The 21,363-nt window shown below is 40.3% G+C and carries 19 protein-coding genes, 1 tRNA gene and 1 riboswitch; of the genes, 3 read left to right on the top strand and 17 right to left on the bottom strand.

Translation table 11 applies throughout. The features are described 5' to 3' along the window. The 7 genes from QM847_RS07740 to QM847_RS07710 all read right to left on the bottom strand — a co-directional run bounded on the left by QM847_RS07740 (nt 1) and on the right by QM847_RS07710 (nt 9,105). A complete protein-coding gene (locus tag QM847_RS07740; protein WP_004254020.1) occupies nt 1-132 on the bottom strand; it encodes a teichoic acid D-Ala incorporation-associated protein DltX in 132 nt (43 codons plus the stop codon). A 449-nt stretch (nt 133-581) separates the two neighbouring features. After that, complete coding sequence (dltD, locus tag QM847_RS07735) at nt 582-1,754, bottom strand: D-alanyl-lipoteichoic acid biosynthesis protein DltD (protein WP_269798088.1); 1,173 nt, start codon at nt 1,752-1,754, stop codon at nt 582-584. Between the two features lie 37 nt (nt 1,755-1,791). Continuing rightward, nucleotides 1,792-2,946: a D-alanyl-lipoteichoic acid biosynthesis protein DltB gene (gene dltB / locus QM847_RS07730; RefSeq protein ID WP_320693074.1), complete on the bottom strand. Its 1,155-nt coding sequence runs from the start codon at nt 2,944-2,946 to the stop codon at nt 1,792-1,794. Nucleotides 2,947-3,347: 401 nt separating this feature from the next. After that, complete coding sequence (locus QM847_RS07725; RefSeq protein ID WP_414354849.1) at nt 3,348-4,052, bottom strand: MIP/aquaporin family protein; 705 nt, start codon at nt 4,050-4,052, stop codon at nt 3,348-3,350. Nucleotides 4,053-4,122: 70 nt separating this feature from the next. Next, the gene (gene glpO / locus QM847_RS07720; protein WP_414354847.1) at nt 4,123-5,949 is read right to left on the bottom strand and encodes a type 1 glycerol-3-phosphate oxidase; all 1,827 of its coding nucleotides are present in this window, start codon (nt 5,947-5,949) and stop codon (nt 4,123-4,125) included. Between the two features lie 63 nt (nt 5,950-6,012). Next, a complete protein-coding gene (glpK, locus tag QM847_RS07715; RefSeq protein WP_414354846.1) occupies nt 6,013-7,521 on the bottom strand; it encodes a glycerol kinase GlpK in 1,509 nt (502 codons plus the stop codon). 156 nt (nt 7,522-7,677) lie between these two features. After that, nucleotides 7,678-9,105 (bottom strand): helix-turn-helix domain-containing protein, encoded by a 1,428-nt coding sequence (locus QM847_RS07710; RefSeq protein WP_414354845.1) that lies wholly within the window; start codon nt 9,103-9,105, stop codon nt 7,678-7,680. 164 nt (nt 9,106-9,269) lie between these two features. On the opposite strand from QM847_RS07710, the gene hslO reads away from it, so the two are divergent. Together hslO and dusB are read left to right on the top strand one after the other, a co-directional pair. Then, nucleotides 9,270-10,142: an Hsp33 family molecular chaperone HslO gene (gene hslO / locus QM847_RS07705; RefSeq protein WP_000357858.1), complete on the top strand. Its 873-nt coding sequence runs from the start codon at nt 9,270-9,272 to the stop codon at nt 10,140-10,142. Beyond that, nucleotides 10,129-11,109 (top strand): tRNA dihydrouridine synthase DusB, encoded by a 981-nt coding sequence (gene dusB, locus QM847_RS07700; RefSeq protein ID WP_414354843.1) that lies wholly within the window; start codon nt 10,129-10,131, stop codon nt 11,107-11,109. Before hslO ends, dusB begins: the two co-directional genes overlap by 14 nt. A gap of 65 nt (nt 11,110-11,174) precedes the next feature. On the opposite strand, the gene QM847_RS07695 is transcribed toward dusB, so the two are convergent. Further along, a complete protein-coding gene (locus tag QM847_RS07695; protein WP_414354841.1) occupies nt 11,175-11,867 on the bottom strand; it encodes a hypothetical protein in 693 nt (230 codons plus the stop codon). A gap of 282 nt (nt 11,868-12,149) precedes the next feature. Between QM847_RS07695 and QM847_RS07690 the strand changes: the two genes are divergently transcribed. Continuing rightward, nucleotides 12,150-12,380, top strand: a complete 231-nt coding sequence (locus QM847_RS07690) for a hypothetical protein (protein ID WP_414354840.1) — start codon at nt 12,150-12,152, stop codon at nt 12,378-12,380. Nucleotides 12,381-12,579: 199 nt separating this feature from the next. Here QM847_RS07690 and QM847_RS07685 read toward each other — a convergent pair whose 3' ends face one another. The 9 genes from QM847_RS07685 to QM847_RS07645 form a co-directional block, all read right to left on the bottom strand. Continuing rightward, nucleotides 12,580-13,353, bottom strand: a complete 774-nt coding sequence (locus tag QM847_RS07685; RefSeq protein ID WP_414354872.1) for an NUDIX domain-containing protein — start codon at nt 13,351-13,353, stop codon at nt 12,580-12,582. A gap of 76 nt (nt 13,354-13,429) precedes the next feature. Then, on the bottom strand, nt 13,430-15,862 hold the full coding sequence (locus tag QM847_RS07680; RefSeq protein WP_414354838.1) for an ATP-dependent Clp protease ATP-binding subunit: 2,433 nt from the start codon (nt 15,860-15,862) through the stop codon (nt 13,430-13,432). 6 nt (nt 15,863-15,868) lie between these two features. Then, nucleotides 15,869-16,327 (bottom strand): CtsR family transcriptional regulator, encoded by a 459-nt coding sequence (locus tag QM847_RS07675; RefSeq protein WP_414354836.1) that lies wholly within the window; start codon nt 16,325-16,327, stop codon nt 15,869-15,871. A gap of 118 nt (nt 16,328-16,445) precedes the next feature. Continuing rightward, entirely contained in the window at nt 16,446-17,174 is a 729-nt protein-coding gene (locus tag QM847_RS07670) for an ABC transporter ATP-binding protein (RefSeq protein WP_414354834.1), read from the bottom strand. After that, nucleotides 17,174-18,181: an ABC transporter substrate-binding protein gene (locus QM847_RS07665; protein WP_414354832.1), complete on the bottom strand. Its 1,008-nt coding sequence runs from the start codon at nt 18,179-18,181 to the stop codon at nt 17,174-17,176. The genes QM847_RS07670 and QM847_RS07665 overlap by 1 nt, the downstream gene beginning before the upstream one ends. 38 nt (nt 18,182-18,219) lie before the next feature. Beyond that, nucleotides 18,220-18,978 (bottom strand): ABC transporter permease, encoded by a 759-nt coding sequence (locus tag QM847_RS07660; protein WP_414354831.1) that lies wholly within the window; start codon nt 18,976-18,978, stop codon nt 18,220-18,222. After that, on the bottom strand, nt 18,941-19,231 hold the full coding sequence (locus QM847_RS07655; protein WP_414354830.1) for an MTH1187 family thiamine-binding protein: 291 nt from the start codon (nt 19,229-19,231) through the stop codon (nt 18,941-18,943). The genes QM847_RS07660 and QM847_RS07655 overlap by 38 nt, the downstream gene beginning before the upstream one ends. A gap of 74 nt (nt 19,232-19,305) precedes the next feature. Beyond that, nucleotides 19,306-19,408, bottom strand: a riboswitch (TPP riboswitch). Between the two features lie 107 nt (nt 19,409-19,515). Next, the gene (cls, locus tag QM847_RS07650; RefSeq protein ID WP_414354828.1) at nt 19,516-21,048 is read right to left on the bottom strand and encodes a cardiolipin synthase; all 1,533 of its coding nucleotides are present in this window, start codon (nt 21,046-21,048) and stop codon (nt 19,516-19,518) included. 193 nt (nt 21,049-21,241) lie between these two features. Continuing rightward, nucleotides 21,242-21,315, bottom strand: a tRNA-Pro gene (locus QM847_RS07645). Nucleotides 21,316-21,363 lie beyond the last annotated feature (48 nt).

The following is a 21,363-nucleotide window of genomic DNA, read 5'->3' as shown; positions in this document are numbered from 1 at the left end:
TTAAAATTCATTATAGATAAAGCTACCTTGAACCTGACCGAGATAACTAAAAAAGTAAAGCAGGCCCAAGAAAATGATAAAATACAAGGCTGTCCGACCAAGAAAGAGATAGAGTTCATTTCTCTGTTTCATCAAGAAAAACCTTTCATTCCTGTAATTTTCAACTAAAATAAAATCAATTTCTTACTAACTTATTTTTCTGCTATTATACCACTTTATAAACTATTTTTTCAATTGTTTTCCGTCCATTTCCACTACATTTAAACATCATTAAATTGTTCCATATGATACCTTCTAATGATAGCTTTAATGCTTTCCAGTATAGATTATATTGGGAGCTACAACAAAGTAGGCTCTATACACCTATAGAGGACTCCCCACTATAAATATTATAGAGCCTTATCTTATGTCTCACTTTATTGGTAGAATTCCCTTTGTCTAGAGATTTTTATAATATGTAATCTTAAAATTCACTATAGATGAAATCTTGAATGTTAGAAAAATCAGTCACAAAACAGTAGATTACGATGCTTAAAATAACTGTATAGAAAAACAAGGTCCACAATAGTAAACGATGTGTGTCAGTTAGTTTCATTTGCAAATTTGTAAAGTTCTTTTTCAACTTCCATCCATCCTTTCACTCCAACGTGCATCACGTCAAATAAAAAGTAATCTTCATACTCTTTATTTCCATAGTTTAACACCGTAGCACCGTGGTTTTTGGCAATATTTTCTATTTTTTTGTAAGTTTCTTCACGCATTTCTCGTGAAACACCTGTGTAATCATTCCATTTACCATTTACAGGAAAGATAATGACTTCAACTTCAATTCCCAATTCCTTAGCAACTGTCAAGAAGAGTTCCATATCTGAATACTCTGGTGACTCTATGTAACTCAAGTCTTTGTTAGAATCTTTCAACGAAGCATAGCGGTCTCTCAAGTAGGTATTGTAGTAGTTATTATCCACAGCATAATCATTGTTATCTGTTTTCTTTTTAACTTCTTCTACAAACTTCTTCGTCATCTCCTCCCAATCATAATCCGGCGTTTTATCTCCTAGTGCAGGATAGTCTGATTTGGCATGATTTTCATAGAATTTTCGTTTAAGCTTAAAGGAATAAATTGCATTGTCAAGCTCCAATAGTTTTTTATCAATGATTGTTCCTTTTCCTTCTATGAAATAGCTTTTATACTTTTTATAGATATCATTTTGTTGTTTGTTTCCTTTGGTAATCTCAATAATACGATTAATCAGTTTTTCTTTCGTTTCCTTACTGATTTTCTCGTTATCTAGCATGTGAAAAATATGTTCCTGAGAGGCCTTGTTTAAGAAGGCGTCTTGATGAGTCCCATCCTTTTCAAACCATTGAACAGACTCTACGATGGCTACTTTTCGCTTACTCATAGCCCCCTCAATCGAGCTCAAGGTTGTAGCTTGAATGATATTTTGAGAGTAACTGGTTCCTATCTGCATAATATTAAAATCATTGTAGTTAAAAATTTTATTGGGATGGTAATCTTCATTTATCGTCGCAACTAACTCTGAGGAACCCATTAGAACTAGTGTATTGGGAGTGATATTATTTGTTAGAATATCTCTACTTTTGTACTTTTCATAAGAAGTGCTGTAGCGAATACTGTTGTCCTTGACTTTATAATAGTCGTCAATCTTCTTGACATATGTCACATTTAAAAGAGCAAGAGTCGCAATTACGAGCACAAGCGATAGTAAAAATGCTTTTAACTTAATCATCTTGTTTTGTCCAATCTCCTTGTTTTAGCAGATCTCTTTATCTACTTAGAATTGCCATAATTATCTTATAAGGTTCACCTGAAAAGATAAAGAAGCCAACCATAACTAAATTCATGGTCACAAACCAACTTATTAGCTTGTACCAAGTTTTATTTTTATGTTTCTTATAAAAAGTGCTTTTCTTTTGATAAATTTCAAATCCAGACATCAAGATTCCATGGTAAAAACCATAAGCGATGTAGCTGACACTAATTCCATGCCAAAATCCCATAACCAACATATTGACCATATAGGCATAGGCTGCATTGTGTAATCTATTCTTAAACCATTTCTTTCTGATAACCTGCATTAAAACTCTTGAAAATACGAAATCTCTCAACCATGTTGACAAGGTGATGTGCCATCTAGTCCAGAAATCCTTGATATCAATACTCAAGAAAGGTTTATTGAAATTCATCGGTGTCTGAATACCCAAAACATTACTGCTTCCAACAGCCATTAAACTATACCCCGCAAAGTCAAAGAACAGATAAAGAGTATACAGGTACATATATTTGATTGAGTAGACAACTGTACCAGTATTGCTTAAAGCAAGTAGTATCTGGTAAACATAGGTTGATAAAACAACCTTGTAGAGAAGGCCTAAAACGATGCGATAAATACCATCACCTGCTAACTCTAGGTAGTCTTTTCTAGGCATGACTTCATTGATCTCTTTTAGAAATCTTCTGCTACGATCGATTGGACCAGAACTAACTGTAGGGAAAAAGAGTAGAAACTGCAGATAATCTTTTACACTGATTTTTTCTTTGATTAAACCATCCGATATTTCTAGCATGATCTGAATGGTCTTAAAGGACATGTAGGAAATCCCAATAAAAGCCAATAAATGTAGCTGGGTTATTGCAAAGACTTTATTGACCACTAAAGGTAAAATGGATAACATAACTAGAGGTTTTAACCGTTTTGAATCCATTCTTTGTGCTATGAAAACTAGGACATATTGGTAGATGATGAAAGCCAATAGATAAACAACCATGGATTTACTCTTACCATAGATGGCTCCTGCAAATAAAATTGACAGACTTAAAATATAATAATCCTTACGCTTGCCAAAATAGTTTAAAACAAAGCCAATCAGTAAAACCACAAATAATAGAAGGAAAAACTCATTCCCCTCAAAATAATTCATACCAGATGGACTCCTTTTCTCTTTTTCTCATCTCCTGATTTGTCATTTTAGGATTAGTCCCTATCATATTATCAAGGATAATTAACTTTATTCATTATATCATAATTTAAAAACTATATATCTCTATTATCCAATTTCCTAAAATAAAAAAACAAATGACTCTTACCACTAAACCCCAATAACGAGACAAAATTATTTAAACAACAAATATAATTCAAGACCTAAAAGATTGATGAATGAACTAGTGAAGTACTCTGTTTTTTAGCTGAAATAATAATTAACACCAGTATATAAACTTAAAAAAATCAAAACGACCAAAATGAAGTGAGGCAGCGCTCCTTATTTTGGTCATTTTTGGTAAGTTATGTTTATTGAGATATAAATATTTGGGTTTTATTATCTTAGAAAAGTGAAAATACGAGAACTGCTAGGGCTGCACCAATAACAGGTCCTACAACAGGAATCCAAGCATAAGACCAGTCCCCATCTCCCTTGTTTGGAATTGGAAGAAGGCTATGCATAATGCGAGGACCGAGGTCACGAGCTGGGTTCAAGGCACAACCAGTTGTCCCACCTAGTGAAAGACCGATACCGACAATCAAGGTTCCCACTGCAAAGGTTCCTAGCCCTGCTTGAAGGTCATAGAGACCCAAAGCAAAGATTGTCAATACCAAGACAAAAGTCCCAAGGATTTCACTAATCAAGTTTGACACAGTATCTTTGATAGCTGGTCCAGTGCTGAAAGTTGCTAGAATATTTCCTGCATTTTCTTCTGCTTCATAGTGCGGTTTGAATTGCAACCAAACCAAAATCTGAGCCACCATCGCTCCAGCGAATTGGGCTAGGATATAAGGGAAAACAGAACCCCAAGAGAGCGTTCCTTTTAAGGCCATCGCAAACGTTACAGCTGGATTTAGGTGGGCTGGGCTGAGCGTGCCAGATACAAAAGCCGCAACGGCTACAGCAATTCCCCATCCCATAGTGATGACAATCCATCCTGAATTGTTGCTCTTAGTTTTGGGAAGAACCACACCTGCTACAACACCATTTCCTAGGAGGATAAGGATTAAGGTCCCCAAAAATTCTCCAAATAATTCTTTCATCATATCGTTGTCTCCATTTAAAAGAAGGAGAGAGAAGGCAAGGAAGGCTTGTCTCCCTCTCTTCTAGTTTTTCTTAATTTTTCAATGCCGCTAGATCGTTGTTAGCAAGGGCTACTTCAACATCCGCACGGTAGGCTGCTTTTTCTTCTTCTGACCAATCATAGAATCGTCCCATTTCATCCAGAACTGGCTCCACAATGCTATCCAAACTATCACGCATAAAGAGCATGTGGTTGGTACGGCGAAGGAGGAAGTCAACTGGGCTCAGAGCCAACTCATTGCGCATTGCATAGTGAAGGGACAAGGTATCTGCCAAGCTGAGTCCTGGCGCTTGTTCCAAGCTGTGAGCAAGGGCAAAGACTTTCGGTGCATTTGAACCGTAGAGATTTGCTAGGTAATGAGCTTCCTTGCTATCCAAGCCACGTGACACTCCAAGTTGAGCAAAGGCTTCAATTTCTGAGTCCACATTTGCTGGGTTCAATTCTCCACCTGAAACAGGATAAGTCTTCGAGTTGATGAGTTTAAAGCTGCGGTCAAATTCTGCTTTGAGAATGTCAACCACGCGCTCCATAGCTCCTTCAGCCATCTTACGGTAGTCTGTGATTTTACCACCAGCAAGGGTCAAAAGTCCATTCTCATCACGGTCCAAGCTCGAACCACGTGAAACTGCCGATGGGTCCAAATGTTTCTCAGATGTGCTACTTTCAAGCTTGCTGACAGCAGACTCAACATCTTCACGCGATTTTTCTTTCGATAGATAAGCCTCGACAGTAGCAATCAAGTTATTGAAGCTTTCATCGCTAATGGTTCCGTTATTTCCACCATTGTAGTCAGAAGCGCTATTGCCTGCGATCAATGGACGAAGACCAGCCCAGCTGCTTTCAATATCAGCAACGGTAATGTTTGCTTCTGGGAAGCGGTTGTTGACAATGCCAAGTAGATAATCTACATCTTCCTGCGTCACTTTTGGATGTTCCAAATCACCTGTGTAGTCTGTATCGGTTGTACCAAAGTAAGTCTTGTTTTCACGTGGGAGAACAAAGACCATACGGGCATCTCCCAAACCTGTGTCAAAGTAAACTGGCTGTGAAACCTTGATCTTGCTTGAGTCCACCACCAAGTGAACTCCCTTGGTTGGACGCATTTGTGAGAATTGCGTTCCCTTATTAGACAGATTGCGTACCTTGTCGCTCCAAGGACCTGTCGTGTTGATAACCAGACGAGCCTTGATCTCAAAGACTTGGTCTGTCAACAAATCACGAGCTACGACACCTGTAATCTTACCACTTTCGTCAAAGAGGAAGCCTTCTGCCTTCACGTGGTTGGCAATGAGGGCACCATCTTGGTTGGCACGTTTGATGTTTTCGATCACGAGACGGGCATCGTTGTTACGGAAGTCAAGATAAACTCCACCTCCTACCAAACCTTCTTTCTTCAAGTTTGGCTGGCGTTCCAAGACTTCTTCTTTGCTCAAAACCTTGTTTGCAGCAGGCGTATTGTTAACCCCTGCCAATAGGTCGTACAAGTCCATGGCTACTTTGAGACGGAAAAGGTTAAATGTTGCTCCATCCTCGTCGTAAACTGGCAAGAGCATTGGATCTGGTTTTGGAATATGTGGAGCGACTTGTTGAACCACCGCACGCTCAGAAACTGTATCTGATACCACTTCCACGTCGAATTGTTTGAGATAACGCAGACCTCCGTGGACCAATTTTGTTGAACGGCTAGATGTTCCTTCTGCGAAGTCCTGCATTTCAATCAAACCAGTGTCAAGACCACTGGCTGCTGCCTGCAAAGCTACACCAGCTCCTGTAATCCCTCCACCAATAATCAAGAGATCCAAGGTGCGTTCCTGCATTTTTTTAATTGACAATTCACGTGTTTTCTTTGAAAATTCCATATTTACACACTTTCTAACTGAGTTGTTTCATTCTTAAACTGATAATTGCATCAAGAAACAGTATTAGTCATCGATTTCCGCAAAGACTTGAGTTGCTTTCACAGCTTTCTTCCAGCCCTTATAGAGTTGTTCCTTATGAGATTCGTTCATCGATGGTTCGAAAAGTTCTCCTGTCTCGTTCAAGAGTTTCAACTCATCCAAGTCCTTCCAGTAGCCCACTGACAATCCTGCCAGGAAGGCTGCCCCTAGGGCAGTTGTTTCCAAGTTTTTAGCGCGTGCGATATCAATTCCCAAGATGTCAGCTTGGAACTGCATGAGGAAGTTGTTCATGGCTGCACCACCATCTACCTTCAAGACTTGGATAGCTGTCTGAGCATCCACTTGCATGGTGTCAATGATGTCACGTACTTGATAAGCGATAGATTGCAAAGTCGCCTTGATAAAGTCTTCTTTAGTTGTTCCACGAGTCAAGCCAAAGACAGATCCTCGAGCGTTTTGGTTCCAGTATGGTGCCCCTAGACCTGTAAAGGCAGGTACGACATAGACTTCGTCATTATTGTGAGAATTAAGAGCATATTTTTCAGACTCTGGTGAGTTTTCCACCATGCGAAGACCGTCACGAAGCCATTGAATGGCACTTCCTGCGATGAAGATAGAACCTTCCAAAGCATAGTAAACCTTGCCGTTAATACCATAACCAATCGTTGTCAAAAGGTTGTTTTCAGACAACTGCATTTCTTCACCAGTGTTCATGATGATGAAGGAACCAGTTCCGTAGGTATTTTTAACCATACCAGGATCAAAAGCCAACTGACCAAAGAGGGCTGCTTGTTGGTCACCCGCCATACCAGAGATTGGCACTTCTCCACCGTAGAAATGGAATGGAGCTGTCTTGCCATAGATTTCAGAGTTAGAACGAACTTCTGGAAGCATAGCCTTAGGAATATTGAGGATTTCCAAAATCTCATCATCCCACTTAAGATCCTTGATGTTATAGAGCATGGTACGAGCTGCGTTTGAGTAGTCGGTCACGTGAGCTGCTCCGTCAGTCAATTTCCAAACCAGCCAAGTATCAATGGTACCAAAGAGCAATTCACCCTTTTCAGCTCGCTCTTGAGCGCCTTCTACATGGTCCAAAATCCAACGAACCTTAGTCGCTGAGAAGTAAGCATCGATGATCAAACCAGTCTTCTCATGGAATTTTTCCACATAACCTTGGCTTTTTAGTTGTTCAGCCAGAGGAGCAGTTTGGCGTGATTGCCAAACGATAGCATTGTAGATAGGGAGCCCTGTTTTCTTATCCCAGACGACAGTTGTTTCACGCTGGTTGGTAATCCCGATTGCCTCGATTTGACTTGGTTTCACACCACTTTCGATGAAAGCACCCGCAATAACTGACTGAACAGAGTTCCAAATTTCATTGGCATTGTGCTCTACCCAACCTGCTTGAGGGAAAATTTGAGTGAATTCTTTTTGGCTAGAGCTGACCTTCTCGCCTTTTTTGTTAAAAATGATGGCACGAGAACTGGTAGTTCCTTGGTCAATAGCCATAATGTATTTTTCTTGTGACATGTGCTGTCCTCCTGATAAAATCTTGAGGGGGTTCCTCTTTACAGTAACTAGTATACAAAATAAAGCGCTTTCCTGTTTATCAATTTTTTTAAAATTTTAAAAAAAAGTGAGGAGATTGTGCGAATTTCACAAAAAAGACCTGAAAATTCAGGTCTTTTAGGCAAATAGCATCTGACGAATCGTAGCTAAATCTTCGATGTCCAAATCATTTTTCAAATAGTAGATAGGTGTTTGTTCTTTCTTATGAATGGGGTTATTGGTAACCAGCAAGTCATAATGACGAGTACGGTCATAGGCTTCGATGGTAATGAAGCGGTTGTACTCCAAATATCGTTTTAAAAGGGCCGACATTCTCGAAAAGACAAGGAAGCCTGCTGTTAGATCTAGCCCTATTCTCAGATGTTTGCCTGTATTTTCTGCCATATACTCCAACAACTGAAGCCATTCCCAAAGGATTTTTTTATCCAGATCCGTCCCCTGATGAAAGGCTGGCAAGGAGGCGAAAATTTTCTGAGCAATATCTCGAAAGTCATGCTCCATCAGCAAATAAGGGTGGCGATGCTCTATCTGATACTTGTATCGATCTTGCAAGATATAGCCCTTGTAGAGATAAACTTGACCACAAAGCTGACTGAGTTCATAGGTGACATGGTCCTCTGTGTAGTCCCCCAGCAACTCCTCCTTCTTCATTTCCTGGATCATTTGTGTCAGCAAATCGGCTAATTGCCCTCCAAAACCAAGAATATACTCCATAGTATGAAGAGGAAGAATACGATGAGAAAGGAGAAATGAAAAGAATATCATCATCTCCCCATCTTCAGTTCCTAGAGGAATGTGCTGGCCACCAAAAAAAGAAGAAGCCTTGCCAAGTAAACGAAGGTAGAAAATATTGTCAAAATACCCTCGCATTTTTTCTTCTATAACCTGAAATTGACAGGCGTTAACCCGAAGGCGCTGTTGACTGATATGAGTCCAGAGAACCAAGTCTAATTTCTGACCCGAAGACAAGCTGGCACCGCAGATTTCTTCTAGGGTAGCAATATCCTGCTTTCTCTCAGCTTTCTGCATATGACTTTCCCACTCCTGACTGGACCAGACCTTGCGGAAAAGACAGAAATAAAAGTAACGAATCTGATGCTCCGGACCTCGCCAACGACCATTTTGGATGGATAAGTCAAACTCTGACAAAATATGATTCAAGCTAGACAAATGGCGACCAAGCGTGGCCTCGCTAATCATCAATTCTTGAGCTAGTTGATGGGCTAGGAACTGTTGGTGATAGAGAAGGTAAACCAAAATTTGGTACTTAATGGCATTGTCTAGAAACAAGCTCCGAATCTCTCTCCCCTTTGTGGCAGTACCGACAGACAGACGCAAGCTTTCATCATCCAAGTGGATGGCCAGCTCTAACCCTCTTTCCAAGGCATTTTCGTTAATCAGAGAGATGTACTTGGTTAGAGTCGCCTTTGAAAAGCCTGTTTCTTCCATGGCTTCCTTGACGGTTGTCTGCGAATCTTGTAATAAAAAGGAAAGGACTAAAAATTGACCAGATTCGGCTTTTTCCATCAAATCGCCTAAATACATTTGTTACCCCTTTCATTTTCTCCTTCAAGAATAGCATAAATCTTTCAAATGCGGAAATAATCTGTTTCTCATTTTATTTTAAAGTTGATTTTCTCGTCATTATTGCACATAAACAGCAAACACACGGCTCCCCCTTTGGGCGTTTTTATGCTAAAATAGTAGCTATGGATAAAATTATTAAAACTATATCAGAAAGCGGGGCCTTTCGTGCTTTTGTCCTTGATAGCACTGAAACCGTCCGCACTGCTCAAGAAAAACATCAAACCCAAGCCAGTTCAACCGTTGCACTTGGTCGTACCCTTATCGCTAGCCAAATTCTCGCAGCCAATGAAAAAGGAAATACCAAGCTAACGGTTAAAGTTCTTGGAACCAGCTCTCTCGGTGCCATCATCACGGTCGCAGATACCAAGGGCAATGTTAAAGGCTACGTTCAAAATCCCGGTGTTGATATCAAAAAGACTGCAACTGGTGAAGTCCTTGTCGGACCTTTTGTCGGCAATGGTCAATTTCTCGTTATCACAGACTACGGTACTGGAAATCCATACAACTCCATGACTCCTCTCATCTCTGGGGAAATCGGTGAAGACTTGGCCTATTACCTGACTGAAAGCCAACAAACCCCTTCAGCAGTCGGGCTCAATGTTCTTTTGGATAAAGACGACAAGGTCGAAGTTGCCGGAGGTTTCCTTCTCCAAGTGTTGCCAGGGGCCAAGGAAGAAGAGATTGCCCGCTTTGAAAAACGCATCCAAGAAATGCCAGCCATCTCAACCCTTCTGGAAAGCGATGACCATATCGAAGCCCTTCTCAAGGCCATCTATGGTGACGAATCTTACAAACGCCTATCTGAAGAAGAAATTCGTTTCCAATGTGACTGCAGCAAAGACCGTTTTATGAACGCTCTTGCCAGCCTTCCAAGCTCAGACCTTGAAGAAATGAAAGAGGAAGACCACGGGGCAGAAATTACTTGTCAGTTCTGCCAAACTACTTACAACTTTGATGAAAACGACTTGGAGGAACTCATTCGTGACAAATCTTAATACACCTTTTATGATTGGCAATGTTGAGATTCCCAATCGTACCGTTTTAGCACCCATGGCCGGTGTGACCAACTCAGCCTTTCGTACCATCGCAAAAGAGCTCGGAGCTGGACTCGTTGTCATGGAAATGGTCTCTGACAAGGGAATCCAATACAACAACGAAAAAACCCTTCACATGCTTCATATCGATGAAGGGGAAAACCCAGTTTCAATCCAACTTTTTGGTAGTGATGAAGACAGCCTCGCACGCGCAGCAGAATTCATCCAAGAAAACACTAAGACCGATATCGTCGATATCAACATGGGCTGCCCAGTTAACAAAATCGTGAAGAATGAAGCTGGCGCTATGTGGCTCAAGGATCCAGACAAGATCTACTCTATTATCAACAAGGTCCAATCTGTCCTTGATATCCCCCTCACTGTCAAAATGCGTACGGGATGGTCTGATCCATCCCTAGCCGTGGAGAATGCTCTAGCTGCTGAGGCTGCAGGTGTTTCTGCCCTTGCTATGCATGGTCGTACCCGTGAGCAAATGTACACTGGACACGCAGACCTTGAGACCCTTCACGAGGTTGCCCAAGCTCTAACTAAGATTCCATTCATCGCCAACGGTGATATTCGCACTGTCCAAGAAGCCAAACAGCGTATCGAAGAAGTCGGGGCTGACGCTGTCATGATTGGTCGTGCAGCCATGGGTAATCCCTATCTCTTCAACCAGATCAACCACTACTTTGAAACAGGAGAAATTCTCCCTGATTTGACCTTTGAAGACAAGATGAAAATCGCCTACGAGCACTTAAAACGCTTGATTGACCTTAAAGGTGAGAATATCGCTGTCCGTGAATTCCGTGGTCTAGCTCCTCACTATCTCCGTGGTACATCCGGAGCTGCTAAACTCCGTGGAGCTATTTCACAAGCTAGCACTCTGGCTGAGATTGAAGCCCTCTTGCAATTAGATAAAGCTTAATACACAAAAAACCGTAACTCACTTGAAGTTTACGGTTTTTTTATCCTAGGAAATCCTAGATACTATTATTGAATCAAGGCAACACTAGAAACTGTACCATCCGCACCTGTTGTAATTTGGATGACTTTTCCACCACCGATTTTAGCATTATACTTACCATCGTCAAGAGTGTAAGCATAACCTCGGATAGAATAGTTTTCTTTCTTTCTATCAGCTGTTTCTACTGTAAATTGGCCACTTGGTGAAACTGTAATGGTTTCGTCATTTGCTCCCTTCCAACTTCCTGCTGCTGCTGAAAAATCACCATCAACCATGGTTAAAACGCCTTTGTAACGTTTATTGTGTTCTGCCTGCTGATCTTGTAATTTGCGGTCAGTCGTTGGGTCATAAGTTGACTGGCTTGCTTGATTAGATTGATTTTGTGAAGCTTGCTGATTAGAAGATGGTTGAGAAGGAGTTTCCTGTTGCTGAGGAGCTTGGGGAGTTGGGGCAGCTTGGTTGGATTCTTGACCCTGAGTTGTAGGACTTGAAGCTTGTTCAGAGGAAGCTTTAGCTTTTTCTGAAGTAGTGGTGCTTGTTGAAGCTTGAGATTTACTATCTTTGTTAGAAGAACTTGCCTTTGAACTTGACGTGGTTTGTGTTGTTTTATTAGCATTGTCATTTTTAGCTTCTTCTTTTTTATTACCACATGCTCCTAAAAGCAAAGTTGAAGCCAATACGGCAACTGCTAGTAAACGAATGGAATGTTTTGTTTTCATAATATTTACCTCCTGTAATCTTTTTGAAATGTTGTGAAATACTTCTGTAATGATATTGTAATATTTGTTTTTAAATCTGTCAACTATTTATCTAAAATTTTTTAGAATTATTTTTGAGTATATTTATTTCCTTTTCCCTCCTATCTTTATTATTCGTTAAAAATTTAAAAAAACAGAAAAATTCTTCTTACTGAAATGCTATCTTTTAAAAGTGTAATCGCTTGCATTTTTTTCTTGAAGGGCTATAATAAAATTGAAATAGGATATTGGAGGTGTAGGTTTATGTCAAAGAAATATTACAAATATCTTCCCTGGTTGATTATTGGTGCTTTCTCTTCTTATGGGGTTGCTACTCATTACGCTCAAACAATATTTGATTTGTTCTACTTAACCACTATTTTCATGATTGTTTATGTGGCTCTAATGTACTTACACGAACATTATTTAAAATATAAATACAAAGATCTCTTCATTCGAACCATGAGTAATTCTAATAAAGATAAACATCCTTAAACAAAAAGAGGTCGGGACAAAATCCCGACCTCACTTTTTTATGAATAATAAACCTTTGATACGATAGCTGAATTGATTTTTGACACAAACTTTATTTTCTCTATTCTCAAGCTCAACCAGTCATCGGATTTGTTGAAACTTCTCAGGACTGAAACTAGGAAACCAAGACTTGGGCTATCGATTTCTGCTTCCAAGCTTTTTATTTCAATCGATAGGTTTTTCTTGGTTTCTTTTTAGGCACTCGTTTGAGCCCAACTTCTTCTATATACTCACCGTATTTTACGAGGAAGTTATTGCTGACGATTGGTCGTCCTGGGTTGATGAGATTGACTAATTCGGTTCCTTCATAGACAGTGAATTCCTCCTCTAGCAGATAGAGAAAGGTCGGATTCCAGTCAAGACGCCCTTGGATTCGTTTAATAGACTCTTGGATAATGGCATAATGGTCAAAGGCGAAGGCTTGCTCCCCCAGCTCTAGTCCCTCTAGGAAGCACTTGCCCGTCTGAAAATCAACATCGACAAAAACCACATCCTTGGCATCATCACCAGCTTGAACGAGATCAAGTGCGCGGCTAGGTAGATACACCAAGTGGGCGATAGTAACCGTCCAGCCCCGCGGATCACGACCTGGAGTCGATACTGTCACTAGTTGTTCAATCTTTTCTAGTGGAAGATCAAGATTGATTTCTTCTTTTACCTCACGCTGACAAGCATACCTTGCATCTTCGCTCTTATCCATAAAACCACCGACCAAAGCCAAACAGTTTTGATAAGGATGGCCCTTGCGACGAATTAGCAAGAGTTTGATTTTCCCTTCCACAAAGCAATAAGCTACCATATCCACCGTCACGCTCGGTTTTTCATACTGAGGAAGATCCTGTTTGCTGTACCAGTCTAAAAATTCCTTCTCAGTCGCATGAATCTCAAAATATTCTCTTTCTTTCATTCCAGCTGGAATCTTCTGACTAATCATCATCCACTTCCTTTCTGATACTACAATGTAAGCTTCTTTAGCAATAAGAACTAGGGATATCCCTAGTTCTTATTCTCTAAACAATCTCAAATTTTAACTGACCAGCTTTGACACCAATCTTAAGGGTCTTGCCTGCTTCCAATTCTCCTTTGAGTAAGAGTTCAGCTAGTTTGTCTTCCACTTCAGTTTGTAGAGTTCTACGAAGCGGTCGCGCACCCATCTCTGGATCATAGCCATGTTGGGCTAAAAGTTTTAGAGCAGATGCTTGAAGTTTTAAGTCTACCCCTTTTTCTGCCAAGCTTGCAATCAAAGGTTTGACCATAATCTTAACCACTTCCTGCATATCTTGACTTGACAAGCTGTGGAAGACCACCTTTTCGTCAATACGGTTGATAAACTCTGGGCGATAAGCTTTTTTCAACTCTTCAAACATACGTTTTTCCATACTCTCTTGATCAAAACGAATATCTCGAGCTCCAAAACCGACTGTCTTATCATCACGAAGGGCAGTCGCACCAAGGTTTGACGTCATGATAATAATGGTATTTGAGAAGTCAACCTTGCGTCCCTTGCTATCTGTCAGAACTCCGTCATCCAAGACCTGTAAGAGGACATTAAAGATGTCTGGGTGAGCCTTTTCTACTTCGTCAAAGAGCAGAACTGAGTATGGTTTGTTGCGAACCTTCTCGGTCAACTCCCCACCTTCTTCGTAGCCTACATAGCCTGGAGGGGCACCATTGAGACGACTGGCCGCAAATTTCTCCATATATTCACTCATATCAAAGCGGATAAGGGCAGATTCATCATCAAAGAGGACCTCTGCCAAGGCCTTGGCTAACTCTGTCTTACCGACACCAGTTGGCCCTAGGAACATAAAGGAACCAATTGGGCGTTTATTGTTACGAATACCAGATTGATTACGGCGAATAGCGCGGCTAATACTTGAGACTGCCTGTTCTTGTCCAATAACACGCTTGTGAAGTTCAGCCTCCAAATTAAGGTACTTCTTAGCATCGGTTTGAGTTAGTTTTTGAACTGGGATTCCTGACAAACGACTGAGTGTTGTCAAGATATCAGACTCCGTTACCGAGTCTTCATAGACAGGCAATTCCTGTTCTTTTGAAATCAGCTGAGCTGCTTGTTTCCACTTGCCGTCCATCAGAGCCTTATCAGCTGGAGATAAATCTGACTCATTGGCTTTCACATGCTTCGATTTGTTTTGCACAGTGGCAGCCGCTTCATCCAAAAGATCAATAGCGGAGTCTGGTAAATGACGGCTGGTTAGGTAACGGTGAGCCATTTTGACAGCTGTATCGACTGCATCATCTGTAATTTGAACATGATGATGTTTCTCGTATGTTGCTTTCAAGCCCTGCAAAATTGCAATACTATCTGCCAAACTTGGCTCTTCAATCGTTACTTTAGCAAAACGACGAGAAAGCGCCGCATCCTTTTCGATATGTTTTTGATATTCTTCTTGAGTTGTAGCTCCGACCGTTCTCAGAGTACCACGTGCCAAGGCAGGTTTTAAAATGTTGGCTGCATCCAAGGTCGAATCAATCCCACTACCCGATCCCATGATGGTGTGGAGCTCGTCGATAAAGAGAATAACCTGACCATCTTCCTCAATATCTTTAATGATGTTGTTCATGCGCTCTTCAAAATCACCACGGAAACGGGTTCCTGCAACCACATTCATCAAATCGAGTTCTAAGACTCGCATCTTAGCCATTTCAACCGGTACATCCCCACTAGCAATTCGCTGAGCTAGCCCAAGTGCTAGAGCTGTTTTACCGACACCAGCATCTCCAACTAAGACAGGATTATTCTTTGTCTTCCGACTCAAGATTTGAATCATGCGAGAAATTTCTTGGTCACGACCGATGACGGGTTCCAACTTCCCAGAACGAGCTTGTTCTGTAAGATCATGGGTATAATCCTCCAAGCCACCACTCGGATTTTGAGGCATTCCCATCATATTGGCCATAGAATTTTGCTTGTCTGCTGCTGAACGATGACGTTGGCGAAGGGCCTTCAAATCTTCTCTAGTCCATCCAGCACGCGCTTCAAGTTTGCGGCGAAGTCCAGCAATCTTAACCTGGTCTTTTTTATCTTCGTAAGAGAATCCAGCTTGCTCTAAGATACGAGTAGCTAAGGCATTCCCATCATGCAAAATAGCATAGAGAACATGTTCCGTTCCCAAAACTTTTGCATGCACTACAGAAGCAATATGTTCAGCCTCTAGAAACAAAACATTCAAACGGTATGAAAAAGGACGTTCCTGATACTCTTCTTTATCGCTGTGCTTTGCCTCTGTCAGTTCTGCCGCAACTTCCTCCAGACGATCAATCTCATATGGAAATTCATTTAAGGTTGCCCCAGCTACACTGTAATTATGATTTGCCATTGCAATCAATAGATGCCAAGACTCTAAGTATTCTGCCTTATAATGACTGGCTACTAGAAAGGCACTTTCTATACATTCTTTCAATGCTTTTGAATATTTCATGTGGTCTTATTTTCCTTTTCTATCTACCTCTTGTAGTAACTGCTTAAGCATATTAGCACGGATTATATTTGCTTCCTCACCTAAAATACGGTCTGGAGCCATAGCTACTAATAAATTCATCTCTTGGCTAGTCAACAAATCTTGCTCAAACAAGAGTCTTAAAACATCTTCAAAAACAACCTGGCTAACTTCTTCACCCACTGAATACAGTAAATCACGCAACATCTCATGATGGTTGGAGAATTCAATTCGCCCAATACGAATATAGCCTCCACCACCACGTTTGCTCTCAACCAAGTAACCCCTGCTTTCTGTAAAACGAGTTTTAATGACATAGTTAATTTGACTAGGCACTACTTGAAAGGTATCCGCTAATTGGCTTCGCTGTAATTCCACCATCCCCGACTGCTCCAGAATAGCCTTGATATAAGCTTCTATATGGTCTGATGTATTTTTAAATCTCATAGCACTCCACCTCTTTCTTTAAACCTTGACTATCTTTGACTATTATACCGAATTTTTCGATTTTTTTAAAGAAAAAAGAGAGCAAGTAAAGAATAAACTTCACCCACTCTCTATGTTTCTAATTATTTAAGCCTAATTCTGCTAATATCTGGCGTTTATAGGCAATTTTTTGAACTTCCTTATCTTCAGCTTCAGACCAATCAAGTTTGATTTCAGATACAATCTGCCCAGGGCGATTTTTCAAGATATAGACACGGTCACTAAGGTTAAGGGCCTCCTCGATACTATGCGTGATGATGAGCGTCGTCAACCCTAGCTGTTTGTGAATTTCCAGATACCAGGCATGAAGTTCCATCTTAGTCATCTCATCCAAAGCGCTAAAGGCCTCGTCTAGAAGAAAGAGCTTGTGCCCAAAAAGGTAGGTACGGAGTAAAGCAACACGCTGGCGCATCCCACCACTGAGTTCATGAGGATACTTATCCCTTACAGCCGTCAACTGAAAGGTCCCAAGAATTTCATCTGCTTTGGCAATGGCTTCTGTCTTGTCCACCTTTTGGATTAAGAGAGGTAGGATGATATTTCCTAGCACCGTCTTGTGCTCCAAAAGCAGATCCTTTTGTAACATATAGCTCACGCGCCCCTTAGGATTTTCCTCTCCGTCAAGAATGATTCGTCCTGACTGGACTTCTAAAATGCCTGCAATCAGGTTAAAGAGGGTTGTCTTTCCTACACCACTGGGGCCTAGGATAGAGACCACTTCACCTGAAGTCACTTGCAGGTTAATATCCTCTAAAATCTTTTCATCATCGTAGGCATAGCTTACGTGTTCTAGTCTAATTTCTGTCATTATTTTACAAATTCGTTGGTAAATCCTTTATCTGTCAAGTCTTCCTTGAGGATTCCATTTTCCTTATCCCATTTGTAGAAGGCATTCCAGCGATCGGCATCAAATTGTCCCCATTTTTCCTTGTCACTTGCATATTCTTTTGACAAGTATTTCTGAGATTCGATGACAAAGTCACGTTTATCTTTGAGTTCAGGTGCATTTTTGATGAGGATATCTGCAGCTTCTTCTGGGTGCTCCATGGCATATTGGTAGCCTTTTTTGATGGCTTGGATGACTTTGCGAGCTTCTTCTTTGTTGTCTTTCAGATAATCGTTGTTAGCGATGATAACTGGTGAGTAGTAGTCAAACTCTTTGACATAGTCCTTCAAGTACATAAAGTTGGCATCCACACCTTGCGATTTAGCAAGAATTCCATCCCAACCGTAGTAAATCCAAGCAGCATCAAAAACGCCATTGGCAATCGGTGTGATAGAGTTTGAGTCGTTGTTTGGTACTTTTTCAACCTTCTCAAAGTCTCCACCTTGAGATTCTACCAAGGTTTTCAACATAGCAAGCTCAGTTGGGTCATTCCAAGTTCCGTATTTCTTGCCAACCAAGTCTTTTGGACTGTTGATATTGTCAGACTTACGAGAGATAATCCCTGATGTGTTGTGCTCTACAATCGCTGCAACGGCAGTAATACCTGCCCCCTTTTCCAATTTCTTAGCCATGTAGTCTTGGAAGTAGATAGCAAACGGTGCCTTACCATTGATAACTAAATCAGATGAGCTTTCTTCTGGTGGCAATTTCAAATCAACGTCCACTCCAGCTTCCTTGAAATAGCCTTTTTCCTTAGCTACATAAAGTCCTGTGTGGTTGGTATTTGGTGTCCAGTCTAGGATAAAATCAATTTTTTTGAGTTCTGCTTCTTTGTTATCCTTAGAAGCAGTTCCTTGACCACAAGCCACAAGCACGACAGCTACAAGAGCTGTTACAATCGTTAAAAACACTTTCCATTTTTTCTTCATTTTTATTTCCTCTTTTCTTTTTCTCAAACGTTATTGTTCTATGAACGTTTCCATTTAATCACATATTTTTCACTGACATCGACCAACTTCATACCCAAAAGGCTGATAAGCGATACCAGAATAATAATCGCAAACATGGTATCATACTGAAACAGTTTCTTGGACTGAATCATGTAGACACCAAGTCCTTCAAAGCCTCCCAACCACTCGGATACAACTGTTGTGATAAAGGCGTAGGAGACACTGACCCTCAATCCTGCATAAAAGTAGGGCAGGCTGACAGGGATTTTAAAATGCCACAGGATTTGCCAAGGATTTGCTCGCATCAAACTAAACAAGGTCAGCATGTCCTTGTCACAATGCCTAAATCCATCTAGAATACTGACGATGATAGGAAAAGTAGTCGTCAAGATAATCAAGACAATTTTGGGCAAGATTCCATAACCAAGCCACAAAACCAGAATAGGCGCTATGGCAATGGTCGGTATGGTCTGGACAACCACCATCATTGGGTAAATCAGGTCATTTAACCAGCCCAGACTATCCATAAGGACGGCCATGATACAGGCTATCAAGACACCCAAGACCAAACCTAACAAGGCTACTCTCAAGGTTGCCCAGCTGTGGTACCAGAGAAATTCTCTGTCACGAACAAAAGACTGAAGGATTTCAAGTGGTGTCGGCAAGATAAACTTTGGTAAGAGTTTTAACAAACCCGCTACCTGCCAAAGAGATAAGACACCCAAAAATCCTAGCAGACTAATGTGCCGTCTCAGTATATTTTTCAAGTTTCTCATCGATGCTTAAAATCTCTCCTACATTTATTTTCACATTAGCAAAAACATTGTCCGCTCCTTGACTAGCTACCTCCAACGCTTCTTTAAGAATACGCATGAGTTCATCAAACTCTCCCTCTAAAACTGTTTCAAAGGGTGTCACCACCATGGTCACTCCTTGAGCTTGCAGATAATCAATGACCTTATCAATTACAGCTATACGATCAATCCCCTGTGATAGGGGCAGGACTTGTAAAGCAATGCTTGCTTTCATTAAAACCTCCTTCTAAGTTACAGTTTTTCTTTGAAAAAAAGAAAAACCTCTTTCATATATGAAAAAGGTGCATGATTCGGCTAAGTTTCGTTCCCTACGCTGGCATTACCCAGATCAGGTGCGGTCGAAGTTTAACACTTCCTCTCAGACTGTACACAGACTCCCATATATTATATGGATATATAATAGCTTAATAATGGCCTAATGTCAAGGTTTCTGCTCATATAAAAAGAGGCGTTCATTCGCCTCTTACACTAATATTATTTGCATTTCAGCCATTTTATTTACAGCATAGGCGCAAATAACTGTGTCACTTCTTTTATCAACATTTGATACCAAGTAGGATTTATGGTGTCAGAGAAGATTTCTTGAGATTGTTCAAAAATATTTTCAAAATCCTTGTGAATATCTGCTATTGAATCTGTTTTGTACAGTAATACTGCATTTTCATAGTGGTAAACCAAACTACGATAATCTAAGTTAATCGTACCTACAGCTGCAAACCGACCATCAACAATGATTTGTTTACTATGAATAAATCCAGGAGTATATTCGAAAATACGTACCCCAGCTGATAAAAGATCAGGATAAGCTCCTCGTGTTACAAGTTGAATGAGTTTTTTATCCGGTATATGGGGGGTAACTATTCTTACATCTACACCCCGCATAGCTGCATTTTTTATATCTTCCGTCAAATCATAATCAATGATTAGGTAAGGAGTTGTGATATAGACGAAATCTGTTGCCTGATTGATAAGGTTTTGATAAACTATTTTCCCTACCTTAGATTTATAGATTGGCTTAGGTCCGCTTCCATAAGGAATGCATAAGCCAGAAGCCGAAACAGCTTGATTCTCTATACGATATTGGTCAAAATTACTAATATCTCCTCCGTTAATATACCAGTTCATAAGAAATAATCTTGTAAAGGCTTGAACAGCCGGACCGTCTATCCTAATACCGGTATCTTTCCAATGACCAAAGCGTTCAATATGATTGATGTACTCATCCGCTAGATTAATTCCCCCAGTATAGGCAATCTGCCCATCGATCACTAAAATTTTACGGTGATCACGGTTATTATAAGCTACTGTCATACGAGGAATTACTTTATTAAACTTATGTGCCTCAATCCCTTTGGATCTCAAGTATAGTGTATAATCTCCTGGCAAAGTAACCATACAGCCAATATCATCGTAGAGCATCTTAATTTCAACGCCTTTAGCAGCCTTTTCTTCAAGAATCTCACGTATACTATCCCACATCAAACCTTCATCAACTATATAGTACTCAAGAAAAATAAATTTTTCTGCAGCTCTCAAGTCCTCTAACATTTGCTGCCACATATCTTCTCCGGAAGAAAAAAACTTAGAAGCAGTTTGGTCATAGACCTCTGAGTTACTATCCATGTTCAGCAAAGATTTTATAATACCATAAGCGGACTTATCCCGCTCTTCTAACTGGTGATGGAGGTTGTTACCATTATCCTCATGAAAAGCGATAGTGTTTAACTCCTGAAGTTGTTTCAGTTCTTTTTTTGATAATCTTCTCTCACCAAACATGATATAAAGCAATGGACCAAATACCGGAACGAAAGCAACTAAAAGCCAAGTAACTTTACTCTCTGGTGTCATAGTCCTATTAACAATAGACAGAATGGTCGCCACACTTATCAATACAACAAGAATAATCCAAACATGTGGTACAATCTGACTTAAGAATAAAAACAAGCCAAAAATCAGAATTAATTCTATCAGTATGATTGTTATGCTAAAACCATACTTTGACATTAATAATCGAAATTTCCTAAAACCCATAACTTACACTCATTTACAACATGATATCTCATTTAAAATTTTTAAAAAGCTTATTAACTACTAGTATACCTTAGTTATAGTCAAGATAGCAAGTTTTTTATAGAAGTTAAGAAAATTAAATAAGTAGAAAAAAAGTAAGTATAATGAAAAATAAAAAAAGACCTTCATTGGTCTACTTAATAAGCAATATCAATCGGGAAGACAGGATTCGAACCTGCGACACCTTGGTCCCAAACCAAGTACTCTACCAAGCTGAGCTACTTCCCGAAGTAAATAAAAAAATGCACCCTAGAGGAGTCGAACCTCTAACCGCCT

The sequence above is a fragment of the Streptococcus timonensis genome, from assembly GCF_047463455.1.
In the GTDB taxonomy this organism is placed as follows: Bacteria; Bacillota; Bacilli; order Lactobacillales; family Streptococcaceae; genus Streptococcus; species Streptococcus timonensis_B.
The sequence above is the reverse complement of the archived record's forward strand: the minus strand, read 5'-3'. Positions and strand labels throughout refer to the sequence as shown.

Bases quoted from the DNA above. Each gene is read 5' to 3' on its own strand.
- QM847_RS07655 (WP_414354830.1), bottom strand. From the start codon at position 19,231: ATGAAAGCAAGCATTGCTTTACAAGTCCTGCCCCTATCACAGGGGATT.
- glpO (WP_414354847.1), bottom strand. From the start codon at position 5,949: ATGGAATTTTCAAAGAAAACACGTGAATTGTCAATTAAAAAAATGCAG.
- hslO (WP_000357858.1), top strand. From the start codon at position 9,270: ATGGATAAAATTATTAAAACTATATCAGAAAGCGGGGCCTTTCGTGCT.
- QM847_RS07665 (WP_414354832.1), bottom strand. From the start codon at position 18,181: ATGAAGAAAAAATGGAAAGTGTTTTTAACGATTGTAACAGCTCTTGTA.
- QM847_RS07680 (WP_414354838.1), bottom strand. From the start codon at position 15,862: ATGAAATATTCAAAAGCATTGAAAGAATGTATAGAAAGTGCCTTTCTA.
- glpK (WP_414354846.1), bottom strand. From the start codon at position 7,521: ATGTCACAAGAAAAATACATTATGGCTATTGACCAAGGAACTACCAGT.
- QM847_RS07670 (WP_414354834.1), bottom strand. From the start codon at position 17,174: ATGACAGAAATTAGACTAGAACACGTAAGCTATGCCTACGATGATGAA.
- dltB (WP_320693074.1), bottom strand. From the start codon at position 2,946: ATGAATTATTTTGAGGGGAATGAGTTTTTCCTTCTATTATTTGTGGTT.
- QM847_RS07685 (WP_414354872.1), bottom strand. From the start codon at position 13,353: ATGATTAGTCAGAAGATTCCAGCTGGAATGAAAGAAAGAGAATATTTT.
- QM847_RS07660 (WP_414354831.1), bottom strand. From the start codon at position 18,978: ATGAGAAACTTGAAAAATATACTGAGACGGCACATTAGTCTGCTAGGA.
- QM847_RS07690 (WP_414354840.1), top strand. From the start codon at position 12,150: ATGTCAAAGAAATATTACAAATATCTTCCCTGGTTGATTATTGGTGCT.
- cls (WP_414354828.1), bottom strand. From the start codon at position 21,048: ATGGGTTTTAGGAAATTTCGATTATTAATGTCAAAGTATGGTTTTAGC.
- QM847_RS07710 (WP_414354845.1), bottom strand. From the start codon at position 9,105: ATGTATTTAGGCGATTTGATGGAAAAAGCCGAATCTGGTCAATTTTTA.
- QM847_RS07675 (WP_414354836.1), bottom strand. From the start codon at position 16,327: ATGAGATTTAAAAATACATCAGACCATATAGAAGCTTATATCAAGGCT.
- QM847_RS07740 (WP_004254020.1), bottom strand. From the start codon at position 132: ATGAAACAGAGAAATGAACTCTATCTCTTTCTTGGTCGGACAGCCTTG.
- dltD (WP_269798088.1), bottom strand. From the start codon at position 1,754: ATGATTAAGTTAAAAGCATTTTTACTATCGCTTGTGCTCGTAATTGCG.
- QM847_RS07725 (WP_414354849.1), bottom strand. From the start codon at position 4,052: ATGATGAAAGAATTATTTGGAGAATTTTTGGGGACCTTAATCCTTATC.
- QM847_RS07695 (WP_414354841.1), bottom strand. From the start codon at position 11,867: ATGAAAACAAAACATTCCATTCGTTTACTAGCAGTTGCCGTATTGGCT.